Below are 17,839 nucleotides of genomic sequence, written 5' to 3'. Positions count from 1 at the left end.
CTGTTACAAAGTCTTTGAGGATCATCAAGTATGTATGAGATCACAACCCTATCCCTTATTTACACTGTTGTAGCCTGCATGAATAGCATCCCAGTCATGCGGTCTAGCCATCCTCTTTTCTATGCTGTCTAACGGCTTAAATCCAAACTGTTCATATAATGAGTGCGCATCCTTGGTAGCCAAGTGAAAGTTTGTTCCCTTTAAGTTCGGATGCTCAACAATAACGCGCATAAGCCATTTACTTAAGCCCCTCCCCCTGTAATCAGGTAAAACAAATACATCTCCTAGCCATGAATGCCTCACTAAATCTGACACTACTCGAGCAAACCCTACCTGTCTGGCTGTACCAGATGTTGGGTCTCCCTCATATATGCCGTAGCACAATACAGAGTTATCTATGGAAGCCTCCACTAGTACTTTCGTTACTCCTTTTAACCAATAGGATTCGTTCGTTAAATAATTATAAATCACATCGATATCTAACAAATCCTTATCCGTACTAATATAAAACCCATTGTTTTCTAATAAAATATAATCACTCATAACCTAACCCCATTTTTCTATTTTTATTAAATATAACCTTTTTATGTATTAATTTAAATACTTGTCTAAATTCTCAAAAAGTTCTAGTTACGCTACTATTTTTCTTTTATAGTATGTATAAAGGAGTGGAAGTTAAATGACTTTATTAAACAGACTAAAAAAGGGAGATAAAATTGGAATTTATTCACCCTCCTCCCCAATTACCTATTCTTCCCCTACGCGTTTTGCACGCTCGAAGGCTTTTATTCAATCAAAGGGGTTTGAGATAGTAGAAGGAAGCTTGACAGGAAAACACGATCACTATAGATCAGGAAGTATAATGGCACGGGCAGAGGAATTAAATGAGCTGATCCGAAATCCTTATGTTCGATGCATCATGTCTACAATAGGTGGTACCAATTCCAATGCCATTCTCCCATATATCGACTATGAGGCGTTTAAGAAAGACCCTAAAATAGTAATTGGCTACTCAGATGCAACAGCTGTCCTGTTGGCCATCTACGCTAAAACGGGAATACCAACCTTTTACGGTCCAGCACTCGTCCCTTCCTTTGGAGAGTTTGAGCCATTCGTCGATTATACATATGACTATTTCAATCAAATGCTAATCGAAGTTCAGGATGCTCCCTATAGCATCCCTACTCCACCCTATTGGACAGATGAAATGATTAATTGGGAGGAGAAAACAAAGGAAAAAGAACAACGAAATAACCAGTGGGTTTGTATAAATGAAGGAATCGCAGAAGGAAGACTTATCGGCGGTAACCTGAATGCAATGTACGGTTTCTGGGGCAGTCCCTATATGCCGAGCATTAAAGATGGCGATATTCTCATGATTGAGGACACGATGAAATCTGCCTCTATCGTGGAGAAAAACTTTAACCTTTTGAAGGTCAACGGCATATTCGATCGAATTGGAGGTATAATCCTTGGCAAACACGAATTGTTCGATGACGAGGCAACCGGTAAACAACCTTACGAAATTCTACTAGAAACGGTCGGCGATTTGAATATCCCTATCCTTGCAGATTTCGACTGTTGCCACACGCATCCGATGTTAACCATGCCAATCGGCCGTCAAGTCAAACTGGACGCCACAAATAAAGAAGTTACGATAATGGAACAATGGATTAACTAGGAGTAATCCTCCTCGTGGAGAGGGCTCTTTTTGCTGAAGGTGCTTGTATGGGGGAAGTGTTGCAGATATTGAACGAAGTGTTGCGCTAATTCTGGAAGTGTTGCGGATAACCAATAAAGTGTTGCGTATATCGCAGTAAGTGTTGCGGGAATTATAAGTGTTGCACATATTGAGCGAAGTGTTGCGCTAAATGCTGAAAGTGTTGCGGATAACCAATAAAGTGTTGCGGATATCGCAGCAAGTGTTGCGGGAATTATAAGTGTTGCACATATTGGACGAAGTGTTGCGCTAAATGCTGAAAGTGTTGCGGATAACCAATAAAGTGTTGCGGATAACTCGAAAAGTGTTGCGCTAATCGGAGACAATCCGGAATCTTGCAGAGATGAAGGAAAATCTTGCGCTAATCCTCCTCAACCTTGCGGAGACGAGGTAGAACCTTGCACAAATCACCCCAAACCTTGCAGAGATGGCGCGGAACCTTGCACAAATGCATAAAGAAGGAATAGAAACTTTGGAGGTGATACTTTGAAGAAAATGATGATAGGATTATGTATAGTTGTATCGGGATTTATCTTCTTTTTCGTACAAGAAGAATTTGGCGGGAACAAGACTGAAGATGGTATTGATAAGCTATTTTCTGGTCAAATTTTTGATTATGCAAAAGAGGAGTTTACTGTCCATGCAATGGGTTTATCCGGAGAAAAAGTTTTTACAGTTAGAATTGCAGAAGCACAGTATAAAGAACAAACAAAGGAATACTTTAGAGATATTTTAAATTCTCATTATATGGAGAGTTATGGACTTGAGGTATTCGTTGATGATTTAACTTTAGAATAAAAAGTAAAAATAAATCAACATAAAAATGAGCTGGGAGAAAATATACCAGCTCATTTTTTGTTTTACATCGACCTTTCCCTTTAATTCATCAATGGTTGTAGTGCTTCTTTAAGTTTTGGAGAGGCTTTCAATACTCCATACACTTTTACGGATTTAATGGTTTTTAGTGCCAGCTCTGGATCTATATCATTAGCTAAGATGAGCATACCTATTGTTTTAATAGATAGGGTTTTATTCTGCTCCGAAAGTAGCTCTAATGTATGTTTGTCATAATAGCTTACCCCCATATTAAAGGCTTTCATTGTCACTGCTTGGTCGATTACTTGAGCGTGTGTGTTTAATTGGTTTCGAATAGAAGTTTTGATGAAATCAGTTCTATTCGAATAAAAGCCTTGCTCTATTAATAGATCTGCCTTACCTAAGTCCACCACGTTCATATTAATTGTTATTTTTTCAGTTTCAGCCATCTATATACCATCCCCTTACCATCTATTTTGGTTAATTGTAATGTTAATTTAATTTTCAGTCAATATAAAAAGCACTGAATATATCTTCAGTGCTTTTATCTGTAAGGCGGCATTGTTCACCTCAAGTAGAGGCTTCATTTTGTTCTTCCCATTCTTCTCGTAATAAGCCCATACGTATGGAATCATAGTAGACTCCATTATATAAACGGCATTTTCTCATGCGCGCTTCCATTTTCATACCTAACTTTTCACCAACCTTGATCATTCGTTCATTGCCTGACCACGTTGTAAAGCCAACCCGAACAAGCGGCAGTTCCTTAAACAAATGATTGATCCACATTTTAAGTGACTTTGTTCCAATTCCTGAATTCCATGATTTTGGTTCATATATAAGAATTCCCATCTCTAGCCAAAGTGAGGGCTCATGCTCCCAGTAATAACAAAGTGCTCCAACTAATTCATCTTTATAATAAATTCCCCAAAAATCATCTTGGTTTATAAAATAATCTTTTTTTAAAATAAATTGATCATACGTCATGGAAGTGTATGGCTCAAACGGGGCGTCCCACTTTTTCCATTCTGGAGCATCTTCTTTTAGGCTAAGCTCCCATAAACGGTATAATTCTTCTTCTTTAACAGGTCTTATTTTAATGTCATTCATTCTCATGCCCCCTAACTTCCATGCATATAATTTTATCATACTATTCTTTAGAAAGAATATTTCCTATATAGCTTCTATTGTGGTAAAGTGTTATTTGTGAAAATTACATATATAAAAGGAAGTGCTACTCTCGTGGGTGGAAATCAACAATTACAACGAGGCTTGGAACAACGGCACATCACCTTAATGTCGTTAGGCGCTGCAATTGGAGTCGGACTATTTTTAGGCTCCGCAACAGCCATTCAATTAGCCGGTCCAGCTATTCTGATCTCCTATATTATTGGAGGCCTAGCTATTTTCATTATCATGCGAGCGCTAGGGGAAATGGCTGTCCATAACCCTGTATCTGGATCTTTCAGTAGATATGCAAAGGATTATTTAGGACCGCTGGCAGGATATATAACTGGATGGAATTATTGGTTTTTATGGGTAGTCACCTGTATGGCCGAAATTACAGCGGTTGGAGTATACATGAAAATGTGGTTCCCTGAAACACCATCGTGGATTTGGGCGTTAGCTGCATTAGTTATTATGACTTTAATTAATTTGATTGCCGTAAAGGCTTACGGAGAATTTGAATTCTGGTTTGCTCTTATTAAAATAGTGGCAATCCTTGCAATGATATTCGTCGGACTTGGCGTTATTATTTTTGGTATAGGTAATGGCGGTGTAGCCGTTGGTATAAGCAATCTATGGACAAACGGTGGCTTTGCCCCGAATGGAATAACGGGTATATTCATGTCTCTACAAATGGTCATGTTTGCTTATTTAGGTGTTGAAATGATTGGAGTAACAGCTGGAGAAGCAAAGAATCCTAAAAAGGTTATTCCAAATGCCATCAACACGGTATTTTGGCGAATTTTATTGTTCTATGTGGGAGCTTTGTTCGTCATTATGTCGATTTATCCTTGGAATGAAGTCGGAAACAATGGTAGTCCTTTTGTTTTAATGTTTGAGCAAATTGGTATCGGACCAGCTGCTGGAATTATTAACTTTGTTGTTCTAACTGCTGCATTATCAAGCTGTAACAGCGGAATTTTCAGTACTGGGAGAATGCTCTTTAATCTAGCAGAGCAAAAACAAGCACCTGCTTCCTTTAAAAGAATCAGTGGTACTGGTGTTCCTTCAAAAGCTATTATTTTCTCAGCAACATTATTATTATTTGGTGTATTACTAAATTACTTAGTACCAGAAAAGGTATTTATTTGGGTAACAAGCATCTCGACCTTTGGTGCAGTATGGACATGGGGAATTATTCTAATGTCTCAATTAAAATTCCGAAAATCCTTAACTAAGGGAGAGGTTTCAAGACTTTCCTATAAGGCATTATTCTATCCCTACGGTTCGTATCTCGTGCTTGCCTTTTTAGTATTAGTGCTTGGTCTCATGGCTTATTTCCCTGATACTAGGGTTGCACTGATTGTCGGTCCAATCTGGATCCTTGGCTTAGTGTTTAGTTATTACAAGAATGGTTTTCATAAAAAGAAAAATCAGGTTTAAATAAACGCCCTTCATTCCAAAAAGGAAATGAAGGGCGTTTTTTATCATTAAATATACTTCTCAAACCATCCAGTAATTTGTTCGAGCCTTGTTTGGCGTAGATTTGGTAAGCCAACACGTGATAAATTGTGATCTGCTTGTGGAAAACGAACAAAGCCTGTTTCTTTCCCAAGCGCTTTTAACGTAATGTATAGCTGCTGACCTTGCTCAATTGGACAGCGATAGTCATTTTCACTGTGCAAAATAAGCAAAGGAGTTTCCACATTAGCAGCATACTTTAAAGGAGATGCGTCCCATAGCTTGTCTATATCAGTCATATCCCCTCCGATTTGCCATGGAGTGAAATAGTAACCTATATCGGACACACCATAAAAGCTGATCCAGTTCGAGATAGAGCGTTGGGTTACTGCAGCCTTAAAGCGATTTGTGTGCCCAACAATCCAGTTTGTCATAAAACCACCGTAGCTTCCCCCTGTTACTCCTAGACGATCATTATCAATCCAATCATTTTCCGACAACACATAGTCAACGCCTGCCATAATATCCTCATAATCTCCACCGCCATAGTCGCCTCTTACCGCATCTACAAATTCTTGGCTATAGGAATGACTACCTCTTGGGTTTACATATAACACGCCGTAGCCTTTAGCCGCTAATAGCTGAAGCTCATGAAAGAAGGTGTTCGCATACATGGTATGGGGACCACCATGTATCTCTACAATAAGCGGATATTTCTTTCCAGCCTCGAAACCAGCGGGCTTGATCAGCCATCCATGAACATCCCAGTCCTTAGCTCCCTTGTAAACAATCGGCTCTGGTTCGACAAGTTCTATTTCCTTCAGAAGTTGTTCATTGAATGAAGTAAGTGCTTTTCTCTCACCAGTCGTCAAATTAAGCTTAAATAATTCCCCGGGAAATACTGAATTACTGATTGCGGCAAGTGCAAATGTGCCATCTTTCGCAATATCATAGCCGTAAATATGTTCATTTTCAGGGGTTGCTGGGTATATTTCTCCCTCTAAGGAAGCTACATAGAGGCGGACGTCCCCCATAGTAGAGAGCTGAAAATATACATAGTTGTCTTTTGTCCAGGCTACACTTGGTGCACTAGCTCCTTGCTGTAAATCACCTCCGGAATAATCTCCGACTGGAGCATCAATTCCTTCTGTTAAAGCCTCTCTTACACCTGTTTGAACGTTATAAATATATACTTCATCGTGTGTTGCATTTTCATAAGTTCTATTTGATCCTACAAAAGCAACATAGTCATTTTCATGTGAAAAAGCAGCGCCTCCGAAATATCCCTCTTCATCTACTAATACGCTTTCTTCCTTCGATTCCACATCTACTAAATACAAAGGCTGCTTAAATGAAAAGTCTTGGTTTTCTTCTCTATTTACTCCCATTACTATTTTTTTGCCATCATGTGAAACTGCCTGCAGGCTATATTGGTGATTACCTTCTGTGAACTGTACAATCTCCTCTGTGTCCAGGCTAATTATCCCTATTTGTCTATAGATGTCTTGTGGTAATAATCCTACACCGTCAGAATGATATCTCATCTTATCGACAACGTATGCCTCGGGCTGCTTGTTTTCTTCTTTTTCAGGCTCGTCTGTCCAGCTTTTCCCCGCTTTTAAAGGCGCGACAAACCAGATTTTTTTACTGCAAGGAGACCAGTGGAAGCTTGAGATTCCTTTTTCAAAAGTGGTTAACTTCTTTGCTTCGCCACCCTTAGACGATAAAAGGAAGAGTTGGTTTTTGTCATCTCGAGTAGACATGAATGCTATGTATTTTCCATCATTGGACCAACGAGGTGATGATATACGCTCTTTTTGATGAGTCCACTGGGTTACCTCTTCATTCTCTAAATCTACGTGATATAAATATGAATAATATTTATTGTCTTTTTCATGCATTTCCGTTCGAATAAATACAGCATCCTTGTTAGACGGTGAAATTACTGGATTTGTTATGGATTGTAACTTAAATAGATCCTTTGCTTCTAACCTTCTTTTAGCCATTATTTTTCCTCGCTTTCTTGTTGTCTTTCCTTATTTCGACACTCTATATCATTTTCCTTTATTTCCCGAAAAAAAAAGAATGACAAATGAGTAGCTTCATAATTTGAATAAAATCAAATCCCGATTTCCGCTTCAGGTCACCGCTTTTTTAAGGAGTGAGCAATAAGCCACCTGCCGACACAATTACCCATCATCTCTCTCATTCTAGCTAGATTTACGACAATGACTTCATAATTTACTACAATCACTCAATACTTTACGACAATAAACCCATAGTTTACTACAATCACTCAGCAGCTCTCTCATTCTAGCCTAATGATTGCGTATCACACCTTATTTCCTATAAAAAAACTGTCCCCATTTAAGAAGACAGTCTAGTTTATTATTTTGTTTTGGTTGTTGGCTTCAATGTACGACGTAGTATTTTACCAGTCGTATTTTTTGGAAGCTCATCTAAAAATTCTATACTTTTTGGAATTTTATATTTTGCTAGTTTTTCAGCGCAATAATCATGAAGCTGCTCTTCCGTTAAGGATTCATCCTTTTTCACAACGAAGGCAAGTACTTCTTCTCCAAAGTTAGGGTCTGGAACGCCGATAACGGCTGCTTCCACGATGCCAGGGTGCGCAAATAATACTTCCTCAACCTCACGAGGGTAAACATTATAGCCCCCGACAATGATCATATCCTTTTTACGGTCAACGATATAAAAATAGCCTTCCTCGTCTTGGCGAGCTAGGTCACCTGTATAAAGCCAGCCACCACGAATTGCATTTTCCGTTTCTTCAGGCATCTTGTAATAGCCCTTCATGACGTTCGGTCCACGAACAATCAGTTCGCCAACTTCTCCTACCGGTACCTCTTCCCCGAGCTCATTTACCACTTTGTTTTCTACGTTAACTATAGAAGTTCCAATGGATCCTGCCTTGCGGTCGCGATCAATTGGGTTAAAGCAAGTTACTGGAGAAGCCTCTGATAAACCATAGCCCTCCGAAATACGCACTTTAAATTTGTCTTCAAAGTTGTGCAATAAAGCAACCGGTAAGGAGGATCCTCCAGAAATCGCTAAACGAATCGTAGAGAAATCTTCTACCTTTCCTTCTGGGAATTGATATAGGAAGTTGAACATCGTTGGTACACCAGCAAAGACAGTTGCCTCTTGCTCTTTAATCACATGGAACACTTCCTGTGGACTGAATCTAGGAACTAACAGAATAGTAGCCCCCATTAATAATGGTGCATTTACTACTACCGTCAATGCAAATACATGGAATACTGGAAGTGTCGCTATTACTCGGTCGTCTGTGCTGAAGTTTAAATACTCGGCAACGTCACGAGCGTTCGAGTAAATATTATTAAATGTCAGCATAGCACCCTTAGGATGTCCAGTAGTACCAGATGTGTATAGAATGACAGCTGTGTCATCTGAATCAATTTCCACTTGAGGTACTGCTTCCACTGCTGTAGAAATCAAATATGTAAACGATTTCACCTTAGACTTTAAGGTAGCTGGAAGAGCTGCAAGCTTTTCAGGTGTTGATGGATCTGTCTCACAGATAATATAGTTTTCTACTGTTGAAAAAACACCAGCTGCCTTTTCTACTAGTGGTATAAACGCATCTAAGGCAATAATAGCTTTAGCGTCACTGTTTTTCACGATGTAGCTAATTTCATCTGGTGTGTATATTGGATTAATCGGTACTGCGGTTGCACCTAAACGCATGGTTGCATAAAGAGAAATTAAGAAGTGTGGAGAATTTCCAAGTAGAAACCCTACATTATCCCCTTTTTCTACCCCTAATGAATGCAAAGCAGCCGCAAAACGCTCTACCGACTGATTGAATTCTGCGTAAGTAGTGTCTTTTCCCATAAAATGATAAGCAATTTTGTCTGGATTTTTTAAGGCCCTTTGTTGAACGTGTGTCACTAAACTCATTTTTTACAGCTCCCATCTTTCTTGAATGAACAGTCATTCATAATCCCCAACTTAATTATATAAGAAAAGTTTTGACAATTCAATATAAAATGAAGGTTTGCACCATTTACTTCCAAAGCAAAATGGGAGCAGAGTACTAGCCCTGCCCCATTCTTTCATGCATATTTTATTCTTGAATATGGGCAATATATCTCCATCTTATTAAATAGAAATAGGATAGCTGGATAATGGTAAATACTATTAAAACTATTAACATTTCTTTAGCTATGGAAACTGCAGCTAGATCCACCCAAAATGCTTGTAAAAATAAGAAGGAGAAGGTGCTATGAATCATTGCTAGCCCCCAAGGTAAAAAGAATTGCGGAATTAGCTGCCTATTAACGATTTTAACTAGTTCTCTATCTGTTACTCCCATTCTTCTGAGTACATCATATTGCTTCTTATCTCTCTCCAAATCTGTGTATAGCTTGAAGTAAACAAAGCTACCTGCAGCTAGGATTAGTACTGCAGCAACTAATAGCCCCGTGAATAGAAGTAATGAGAAGGTAGCGCGAATAATGGAATAGTTCAACCCTGGGTTTACGTAATAAAAAGGATTGGAATTTATACCAGTAGAACTTACAGTTTCACTCATTAATTCGTCTAAACTAGTACCAATTTCTTTCGTACGGAGCCATTCAGAAATATGGAAGGCATAAAAGGTCATTCTCGATTGCTGGTCCTCATACCCCGCCAATGGTTCTGTTATTAATGAAAAGTCCTCATCACTAATAATGATTGTACGATCTTTGATTGCTAAGGAAGGAAAAATTAACTTATTGTAAATATCCTGAATACGAAGAGGAATATTACTTTCCTCTAACACTGTCTGTTCATTTTCCACTCGGATACTTCCAAAGTCCTCTTCTGTATTGGGTACTAACAATGCCTGTCCCGGTAGCAAATCAACAAAAGGAATTTTGAGTGCAAGCGCAAGGCTATTGACTTCTGATTCTCTAATGACGTTGACCGTCTCTCCTGTACTAGAGGACGTCTGCTTCTTCAGATTAAATTTAACTAAATCATAAGAAAGCCCTTCATTTTGTAGCTCCTCGGTTAGCTTCGTCACATGCTCTTGTTCATAGGGATTATCCCAATCACTAGAGTAGAAAATACTTACAGGGTTTAACTCTCTAAACTGTGCGGTAAAGGAAGTAAACGAAGTAACGATTCCCACTGAAAGAAAGGCTATACACGATACAATTGTTACAACGAAAAACATTTTGGCATTCTCTCGAATTTTGATCGATGCATCCGCGAAAGCGATCAACCGAAAAGACCGCCAATAAAGTTTTCTTTTGTTACGAATGACCTGTAGCAGGTAGAGGATACTGTCCGTATAAAAGTAATACGTTCCCCAAAATGCTAATGTCACAATGACGAAGCTAAGTGCAATATGCATTTGAAATGCCGAGAATATAACAAGTCCGTAGGCAGATAAAATGAGGACAAACCCCAGTAATGCTCTCCATTTTTTATATGCAGTCGGTTCCTCGTCATTACTATATCCCCTTAGAAGCTGGATAATATCTTTCTTACGTATAAAAACGACACTGCTAAAAGAAATCACGACAAACATCGTAACAAAAACGATTATCGTTAATGCAAAGGGTTTCCAAGATACATATAAAGGAAGGCTATCGAGTAAAAAAAGCTCTCGGATCACCATAAAAAAGAACTTCGAAAATGAAAAGCCAAAGAATATGCCGACAGTAACAGAAATAAGTCCTAGTAGCATTGTTTCTATAAAAATCATGCGACCTAGCTGTTGCTTTTGCATCCCGAGATTCAGGAGGACGCCAAACTCATGCGACCTAGCCTGTATGAAGGCACTCATCGAATAAAATAAAAAAAACAATGTAAAAATGATTAATATAATCTCAGCAATCAGCATTCCACCAAATGCTATATCACGTAAAAACTGATCCTCAATCTTTGGATGAAACATTAACATCGTATAGACGAAGAACACCATAACAGAAAAGCTACTAGCTAGAAAAAAAGCTGCATAAATCCTGCTGTTCCTTATGACATTATGATAAGCAAATTGTTGAAAGGTCATTTTACATTTCCACCTAACTTTCATCTTTCGAAAATTATCAAGGCATTCGCAAAGAGTTTAAATCGTTCACATTTCCTCCTAAAAGAGAAAGGACGTTTAATATTCTCTGGAAGAAGGTTTGTCTTCGATCATCCTTATAAATTTCGTTAAAGTACTCCCCATCCTTGATAAATAACACTCGATCACAATAACTTGCTGCTATCGGATCGTGAGTTACCATAACAATGGTCGTATTACTCATCTGATTAACTTGAGTTAATATTTCTAATACATCACGTGCTGATTTAGAATCTAGATTTCCGGTTGGCTCGTCCGCAAGAATAATGGATGGCCCATGTATCAAAGCTCTTCCTATCGCAGTTCTTTGCGCCTGACCACCAGAGATCTCTGCTGGTCTCTTTTCTAGAATATTCATTAAATCCAATGATCCGGCTATTTCCATGACCTTTTCCCTCATCGTCCCTACAGGCTGCCCGTCTAAGGTTAAAGGGAGAATCATATTTTCCTCTACAGTAAGTGCTGGAAGAAGATTGAAATCCTGAAATACGAATCCAAGCTGCCTTCTTCTAAACAAAGACAAATCATCCTTTTTCAGCTCCAACGGGTTTAAGCCATCTATAAAGAAATCCCCAGAGGTAGGTCGATCGATTGTGGAAATTATATTCAGCAATGTAGTTTTACCACTGCCTGAAGGACCCATTACTGCAAGGAACTCTCCTTTTTCCACTTCAAAGCTAAGCTGATTAATGGCAAGATGAGCTATTTTTCCTTCATAAACCTTCGTTATATCATCAAGAACTAATATCGACATCCTTGTCATCCCTTTCCTTAGAATCTAACTTTTCAAATAGGATTGATATGGTCGTTCCTTCTCCAAGTATCGACTTGATACTCATCTTGTGACCTAAACGATTACAGATTTCCTGAGCTAAATATAATCCCATTCCAGTAGATTCCCCACTTTTACGTCCATTCTCTCCCGTAAAGAAGGCTTTGGTCACGCGTTTTATATCAGAGGCCGGGATACCAATCCCTTCATCCCTCACACTCAATACTACTTTTTCGTCCTCTAAAGTAGTTTCAAAAAATATCTTTTTATTTTCCTTCATCGTGTATTTAACAGCATTTGTTATAAATTGAGCAATAACAAAACGAATCCATTTAGCATCCGTTGCGATTAAACAATCCTCTTCCATTTCAATGACAGGATAAACCCGGTGACTAATAAACAATCGCTTATTCTTAGAAACTTCTTCTGTCACAACTTGCCTTAAATTCACTTGTTCTATGTGCATATCCTCTTCAAAGGTATCAAGCCTGGCATTCATAAGTACAGCTTCTAATCCTCGCTTCAATCGATCCGTTTCCTCGAGAACACTTTTAGAGTCCATTTGTTCCCCATTTTGTCCCATCATTTCTAAAACAGAAATTGGAGTTTTCATTTGGTGAACCCAGCTATTCATAAATTGCAGATGCCTGTTTTGAGTTGCATATAAAAGCTGTACCTCTTTTTGATATAAACGATAGATGTGCTGCAAATAGGTCTCCACTTGTCTTACTTCTGGGGAGTATCCTTCTTTTTGCAAGACTACTTCTATTTTGTTTGGAACAGATAGTATTTTTTTATAAAACGACATTTTTTTTATAAAAAGCGTTCCTAAAAAGGTAAGTGTTAGGATAGTGCTAATCACGATTGAGTATACGGCAGTATCAACGTTTCGAAAGCCATCCAGCCAATAAAGGAGCATGATAAATAACACAAGGAACATTTGAAATATGATAAAGATAGAATGTTCTTTTATAAATAAACGAAACATATCAGGATTCCTCCGAACTAAGGTTTAAGCGATAACCTGCTCCTCGTACCGTTTCAATGGTGGAGCTCACATGGTAATCCGCAAGCTTTTTACGGACTCTTGTCATGTTCACATTCAATGTGTTCTCATCAACAAAAGACTGGTCATCCCAGAGCTCTTCTAATAGTTGCTCCCGTGTCACTACTTTAGGATAGTTTCTTAAAAGTAATTCTAGTATGGTACACTCTTTCTTCTGAAGAGGAATTTCTTCCTTACCGATATGTAGCTCCATCCGCTCCAAGAATAGCTGAAGCTTTCCAGCACGGACAATTCTCTCCTCCTGCTTTGCTGCATACTCCCCATACGTCCTTCTTAAATGGCTTCGTATTTTAGCTAGGACGATTTCATAATGGAAAGGCTTCGTAATAAAATCGTCTCCCCCATTTTCTAAAGCAAAAATCTGATCCATTTCACCTGACCTTGCCGAAACAAAAATAATCGGACAAGTCGTAAGCTGTCTTAATTGTCTGCACCAATAATAGCCGTCATACGAAGGTAAATTCACATCAAGCAAAACAATGTGTGGATCAAAGGCTGTAAATTCCTCAATTATATGGTCAAAGTCTTCTATAGTATGTACTTCATAGTGATATTTTCTTAATGTATCTGCCAATAGTGCTGCAATTTTCTTATCGTCTTCCACTACTAGCACTCGGTGTGTGTCCACAGTAATCCCCCTTAAAAAGTTCTTCTCTTATCATATCAAATCTTTCTTTATTATTCTTCATACACCGAAAGAATTCATACCACAATAATACTTTTTTTAGCAGCTTCTATTGTGGTGGTAACTATTTTAAAAATTTATTTTTCAAAGGATATTGTATTTATTCTCAGAATAATCTATTGTTTTATTGTTCGATACATTTTCTTATAAAGGAGGGTAATTTTTACTTATTTGCAAGAACCTCCTGAGGATTGTATGGAATTATTGTAGGGGAGAATAACATGATTAATAAAGGAGAGCGTGATGGGAATGTTCAAGGACTGGACTTTATTTGAAAAAGTTTGGTTGGGTGTATTTACGTTAGTTAATATTTATTTGTTTTTTGCTTGGAAAGATTCATTATTAGGTCTGATAAGCTCACTAACAGGTATGCTTTGTGTGGTATTGGTAGCTAAGGGGAAAATTAGTAATTATTATTTTGGTATTGTGAACACGTCTACTTATGCCTACATCACCTATACGTATGGATTATATGGGGAGTCTATGCTGAATGGATTGTTCTATTTTCCAATACAGTTCATCGGGATCTATTTATGGAGAAAAAACTTAACCGAAGTTCAAGCTGTTGGCGAAGACGTGTCTGTGAAACGTTTAGATAAAAAAGGTTGGGCATACGTAATTGTTATCACTATTGTAGCTTCTATATCTTATGCCTACCTATTAAACGCTATTGGAGGTCAACAGGTACGATTAGATTCTGCAGCAGTTGTATTATCTGTACTAGCTCAAATACTGATGCTTAAACGTTATGCAGAGCAGTGGGTGCTTTGGATCGCTGTCAATGGATTAACCATTGCCCTATGGTTGATCACACTCACAAAAACTGGCGGTAATGATTGGTCAATGCTCGTAATGTGGTCGGCATTTTTAGTGAACTCCATTTATGGATATGTAAACTGGCTGAAAATGCACAGAGCGCAACATAATCTTGAAGGAGAAGCGTATGAACTACGGCCTTCAAATTAACGAGTATGATCCAAACTTAACATTTGGCTATTATGGAGGTAAGTTTCTACCTTTTCAAATGGGTCTCTTAATGAAATAGATAGCTAGATTCTCTATGTAAAGGAATGTCTCAATATATAGAGACATTCCTTTTTAAGTGATGAATTTAACTAAAGCCTCCATCTAAGAGTTAGTGAGTTAAACTTAAAACACCTTCCGCTGATATACAGATTGGCTAACCATCCAGGAAATTAGATAAATTATAATGCAGGTAGCTGCGCCACTAAGGTAAAGAGTTGTTGTCGACATGCTAGTTAGAAAATCTGTAATCGCAGTGAGATGTTTGGTCAGGAATTGAAAGACTGGCGGGATAACAACAGCTAAGAATAGAAATCCAACCATAACCACTGCACCTATATATCCGGGTTTTAAAATATAAAATAACGGAAAGGCTATTGCTGTGAAAATGAAGAATAATCCCATGGCGATAGATATATCCTTTATCAAAAAGTCATAACTAAATATATAAAAAATAATACTAGCTACTCCTATTGATACAATCATATATGCAATAGCGCCGATGTACTTTGCTGCCACAATCTCTTTTCTCGTATAAGGCAAAGAATTAAGAAGTATATTAGATTCTACTTGTTCATCGTAAATATATCCATTCAGTGGTATATACATGCTAGCCATCAGAAAAACAAAGGCTGGACTCATATGATCAGCAAATATTGCAAAGAACATAATAAACGGAATAAAAAGTAGTATCTGTGTTTTTTGAATAACTAAATCTTTTTTTATCAAATTATACATATTGCCCTATAGCTCCTTTCGTATAAAACATAATATCCTCCAAGGTAGCTTCTTCAATAACCACTTGAGCTCCTAATAATCTTTTTACTTCTTCTGCATTATTTGTTATTGCTTGAAATTCTGTAGAGGTACGTTCCATACTGATAAAACATTTTTCAATGTCTTGGTTGATTAGATTTGCACTTCCTTTTACTAATGCATAACGCTCCTGTATATTTCTTATCGACTCGTTGAAAAGAATCTTTCCTTTATGAATGAAAGTAATATTATCTGCGATTCTTTCTAAATCACTGGTTATATGGGTGGAGAAGAAGATAGTCCGCCTTCCATCTACCATCATATCTTTTAAAATATCCAGCAATTCTCTTCGAAAAACGGGATCTAAACCAGCTGTCGGCTCATCCATCATTATAAATTCAGCTTCATGAGATAGGGCTATCGCTAAAGAAGTTTTCATCAGCATTCCTTTGGAAAAGGTTTTAATAGCTTTGTTTAATGGGAGTTCAAACTTTCTAACATAATCATTAAATTGACTGTCACTCCAATTTTGATAAGCTGGGCCAATTATTTTACGGATATCTTTTAGATTCAAACTCTCGTAAAATACATTACTATCATAAACAAATCCTATGCGCTCTTTAATTTCCTTTTCATGATTGGCATAATCCTTACCAAATATGTTTATTTCACCTGTATCTGGTTGTAAAAGATTCATTATTAGCTTCATGGTGGATGATTTCCCTGCCCCGTTCGCCCCTACAAATCCTGTTATTTGCCCTTGTTTAACATGTAAATTCATATTCTCTAAGGAGAAATCTTTAAAATATTTGCTGACATTTTTAAACTCTACTAAATTTTCTATTTTCCTCACCCCTTATTAAAATTAAAATGCGTGCTATAAAACTTTTCTTTGACACGATTTTTATTGCTCATTAACTCATCCCCCTGGAGTCACCTCCTATCGCAATCATCAGATAGAAATGTACATGTTTAAATGTTAAAAAGCTATTTATGAAATTAACTGAGCTAGAACCCCCTCCTGACATAGATAAAGTAAAAGAGTATATGTGATATATACACACTATATACTATATTAACGGTATGCACAATATTAAAATCTGATTTTTATAAAAAAAAAGACCTTAATATATTATTAAAGTCTTTTAAAACGTTATTTATTTGAATCAATTTCATAATCTCTATGTTTACAAAAGAATACGAATGATAAATAGAAAATTATAGGCATTTTAGAAAATAAATTAGAATTGATTTGTGCTCATATCTCGAAGTCTTTTAGTGAGGGAGTGATCAGCCATCACCCATCTTTTACGCGCGTGGTAGTGATGTCTAACTGTTTTGCTCATCCAGTCAGACTCGCCGCTTGCTGCTTCAATCAATCCAGCGAAAAAGATGGTGGTAAATTGTTAAGTTGCTATTTATGAAATAGACTCATTTATAAATTGGCTATGTTAAAGGCTAGGGTTGTTTTTTCTTGAGGAGATTTAGTTTGTGAAATGTTACACTTAAACTAACGCGGCAGGTTAGTTGAACAAGAAATGATTTGAAACATATCCACTATCTTCACGTCTAACAATTTAAGGAGGCGACTTTTTGAAGAAATTACTTTTCACTTTTATATCACTGTTCCTATTATTAGCGGCTTGCCAAGCAAATGATTCCGATGCAATTACACTGGTTGGTCAAGACAACGAACATCCTATACTCGGTTCTGATAACACCTTACCCGAGGGTGAAGAATTAGCTGTAGACACGTCTGACATTGAACAAATGAATATAGGTTCCGAAATGCCCAAACTTTTATATGCCGATAACAACATTGCGATTATGCAAGGTACATTTGGAGTAGTCGTATATAATATGCAAGACTCTATAGTTACAAATCGAATTTCATATGAACAAATTAAGTCATATGACCTTACAATGATGTTGGCATCTGTATCACAAGATGGTACAACCATCTTTATTGGGAATGATGATATGTACAATGAATTTATTTATACCTATCAATACAATATTAGTTCGAGAGTAATCAAAAAAACAATACAACAGCCTTCAAGCTTATTTAGTCCTATAACTATCGAGACACCTGGTTACAACGAGGAGTACGATAAATATTTCGATTTAAATTATCTTACGGCTGACAAAATTGTAGAATTGGATAATACGTTTATCTATCTACGCTCTAAAGACTGGAATATGAAAAACCTACAAATCGTTATTTGCCAGTATGAAGATAGCGAAAACAAAGTTTTTGATGTATTCAAATAAGA

At 37.4% G+C, this 17,839-nt stretch carries 16 protein-coding genes; 5 read left to right on the top strand and 11 right to left on the bottom strand.

Going from position 1 to position 17,839, the window contains the following annotated elements; all coding sequences use genetic code 11:
• Positions 1-48 precede the first annotated feature (48 nt).
• Complete coding sequence (locus MKX96_RS05230; protein WP_340882525.1) at positions 49-543, bottom strand: GNAT family N-acetyltransferase; 495 nt, start codon at positions 541-543, stop codon at positions 49-51.
• A gap of 136 nt (positions 544-679) precedes the next feature.
• On the opposite strand from MKX96_RS05230, the gene MKX96_RS05225 reads away from it, so the two are divergent.
• Together MKX96_RS05225 and MKX96_RS05220 are read left to right on the top strand one after the other, a co-directional pair.
• Positions 680-1,681 carry a S66 family peptidase gene (locus MKX96_RS05225; protein WP_340882524.1) on the top strand — a complete coding sequence of 334 codons (1,002 nt, stop codon included), beginning with the start codon at positions 680-682 and terminating at the stop codon, positions 1,679-1,681.
• Between the two features lie 525 nt (positions 1,682-2,206).
• The gene (locus MKX96_RS05220; RefSeq protein WP_340882522.1) at positions 2,207-2,518 is read left to right on the top strand and encodes a hypothetical protein; all 312 of its coding nucleotides are present in this window, start codon (positions 2,207-2,209) and stop codon (positions 2,516-2,518) included.
• An 80-nt stretch (positions 2,519-2,598) separates the two neighbouring features.
• On the opposite strand, the gene MKX96_RS05215 is transcribed toward MKX96_RS05220, so the two are convergent.
• The gene (locus MKX96_RS05215) at positions 2,599-2,985 is read right to left on the bottom strand and encodes a CopG family transcriptional regulator (protein ID WP_340882520.1); all 387 of its coding nucleotides are present in this window, start codon (positions 2,983-2,985) and stop codon (positions 2,599-2,601) included.
• Between the two features lie 121 nt (positions 2,986-3,106).
• The gene (locus MKX96_RS05210) at positions 3,107-3,646 is read right to left on the bottom strand and encodes a GNAT family N-acetyltransferase (RefSeq protein WP_445678179.1); all 540 of its coding nucleotides are present in this window, start codon (positions 3,644-3,646) and stop codon (positions 3,107-3,109) included.
• Between the two features lie 132 nt (positions 3,647-3,778).
• On the opposite strand from MKX96_RS05210, the gene MKX96_RS05205 reads away from it, so the two are divergent.
• On the top strand, positions 3,779-5,146 hold the full coding sequence (locus MKX96_RS05205; protein ID WP_340882516.1) for an amino acid permease: 1,368 nt from the start codon (positions 3,779-3,781) through the stop codon (positions 5,144-5,146).
• Positions 5,147-5,193: 47 nt separating this feature from the next.
• Here the strand turns inward: MKX96_RS05205 and MKX96_RS05200 are convergent, their stop codons facing one another.
• From MKX96_RS05200 to MKX96_RS05175, 6 genes are all read right to left on the bottom strand, one after another.
• Complete coding sequence (locus MKX96_RS05200) at positions 5,194-7,170, bottom strand: S9 family peptidase (protein WP_340882514.1); 1,977 nt, start codon at positions 7,168-7,170, stop codon at positions 5,194-5,196.
• A gap of 382 nt (positions 7,171-7,552) precedes the next feature.
• A complete protein-coding gene (locus tag MKX96_RS05195) occupies positions 7,553-9,106 on the bottom strand; it encodes a fatty acid--CoA ligase family protein (RefSeq protein WP_340882513.1) in 1,554 nt (517 codons plus the stop codon).
• Between the two features lie 166 nt (positions 9,107-9,272).
• On the bottom strand, positions 9,273-11,207 hold the full coding sequence (locus MKX96_RS05190) for an ABC transporter permease (RefSeq protein ID WP_340882512.1): 1,935 nt from the start codon (positions 11,205-11,207) through the stop codon (positions 9,273-9,275).
• Positions 11,208-11,244: 37 nt separating this feature from the next.
• Positions 11,245-12,018, bottom strand: a complete 774-nt coding sequence (locus tag MKX96_RS05185; RefSeq protein ID WP_340882511.1) for an ABC transporter ATP-binding protein — start codon at positions 12,016-12,018, stop codon at positions 11,245-11,247.
• A complete protein-coding gene (locus MKX96_RS05180; RefSeq protein WP_340882509.1) occupies positions 11,999-13,024 on the bottom strand; it encodes a sensor histidine kinase in 1,026 nt (341 codons plus the stop codon). The genes MKX96_RS05185 and MKX96_RS05180 overlap by 20 nt, the downstream gene beginning before the upstream one ends.
• 1 nt (position 13,025) lies before the next feature.
• Positions 13,026-13,730, bottom strand: a complete 705-nt coding sequence (locus MKX96_RS05175) for a response regulator transcription factor (protein WP_169360256.1) — start codon at positions 13,728-13,730, stop codon at positions 13,026-13,028.
• Positions 13,731-14,030: 300 nt separating this feature from the next.
• Between MKX96_RS05175 and pnuC the strand changes: the two genes are divergently transcribed.
• Positions 14,031-14,753, top strand: a complete 723-nt coding sequence (gene pnuC, locus MKX96_RS05170) for a nicotinamide riboside transporter PnuC (RefSeq protein ID WP_340882507.1) — start codon at positions 14,031-14,033, stop codon at positions 14,751-14,753.
• 183 nt (positions 14,754-14,936) lie between these two features.
• Here the strand turns inward: pnuC and MKX96_RS05165 are convergent, their stop codons facing one another.
• Positions 14,937-15,548 (bottom strand): ABC-2 transporter permease, encoded by a 612-nt coding sequence (locus tag MKX96_RS05165; RefSeq protein WP_340882505.1) that lies wholly within the window; start codon positions 15,546-15,548, stop codon positions 14,937-14,939.
• On the bottom strand, positions 15,541-16,410 hold the full coding sequence (locus tag MKX96_RS05160) for an ATP-binding cassette domain-containing protein (RefSeq protein ID WP_169360278.1): 870 nt from the start codon (positions 16,408-16,410) through the stop codon (positions 15,541-15,543). The genes MKX96_RS05165 and MKX96_RS05160 overlap by 8 nt, the downstream gene beginning before the upstream one ends.
• Before the next feature lie 749 nt (positions 16,411-17,159).
• Here MKX96_RS05160 and MKX96_RS05155 point away from each other — a divergent pair.
• Complete coding sequence (locus MKX96_RS05155) at positions 17,160-17,837, top strand: hypothetical protein (RefSeq protein ID WP_340882503.1); 678 nt, start codon at positions 17,160-17,162, stop codon at positions 17,835-17,837.
• Positions 17,838-17,839: the final 2 nt, after the last annotated feature.

Source organism: Psychrobacillus sp. FSL W7-1493, from assembly GCF_038004905.1.
In the GTDB taxonomy this organism is placed as follows: domain Bacteria; phylum Bacillota; class Bacilli; order Bacillales_A; family Planococcaceae; genus Psychrobacillus.
This window is presented reverse-complemented; position numbering and strand designations above follow the sequence as displayed.

Bases quoted from the DNA above. Each gene is read 5' to 3' on its own strand.
- MKX96_RS05230 (WP_340882525.1), bottom strand. From the start codon at position 543: ATGAGTGATTATATTTTATTAGAAAACAATGGGTTTTATATTAGTACG.
- MKX96_RS05225 (WP_340882524.1), top strand. From the start codon at position 680: ATGACTTTATTAAACAGACTAAAAAAGGGAGATAAAATTGGAATTTAT.
- MKX96_RS05215 (WP_340882520.1), bottom strand. From the start codon at position 2,985: ATGGCTGAAACTGAAAAAATAACAATTAATATGAACGTGGTGGACTTA.
- MKX96_RS05210 (WP_445678179.1), bottom strand. From the start codon at position 3,646: ATGAATGACATTAAAATAAGACCTGTTAAAGAAGAAGAATTATACCGT.
- MKX96_RS05200 (WP_340882514.1), bottom strand. From the start codon at position 7,170: ATGGCTAAAAGAAGGTTAGAAGCAAAGGATCTATTTAAGTTACAATCC.
- MKX96_RS05195 (WP_340882513.1), bottom strand. From the start codon at position 9,106: ATGAGTTTAGTGACACACGTTCAACAAAGGGCCTTAAAAAATCCAGAC.
- MKX96_RS05190 (WP_340882512.1), bottom strand. From the start codon at position 11,207: ATGACCTTTCAACAATTTGCTTATCATAATGTCATAAGGAACAGCAGG.
- MKX96_RS05185 (WP_340882511.1), bottom strand. From the start codon at position 12,018: ATGTCGATATTAGTTCTTGATGATATAACGAAGGTTTATGAAGGAAAA.
- MKX96_RS05180 (WP_340882509.1), bottom strand. From the start codon at position 13,024: ATGTTTCGTTTATTTATAAAAGAACATTCTATCTTTATCATATTTCAA.
- pnuC (WP_340882507.1), top strand. From the start codon at position 14,031: ATGGGAATGTTCAAGGACTGGACTTTATTTGAAAAAGTTTGGTTGGGT.
- MKX96_RS05165 (WP_340882505.1), bottom strand. From the start codon at position 15,548: ATGTATAATTTGATAAAAAAAGATTTAGTTATTCAAAAAACACAGATA.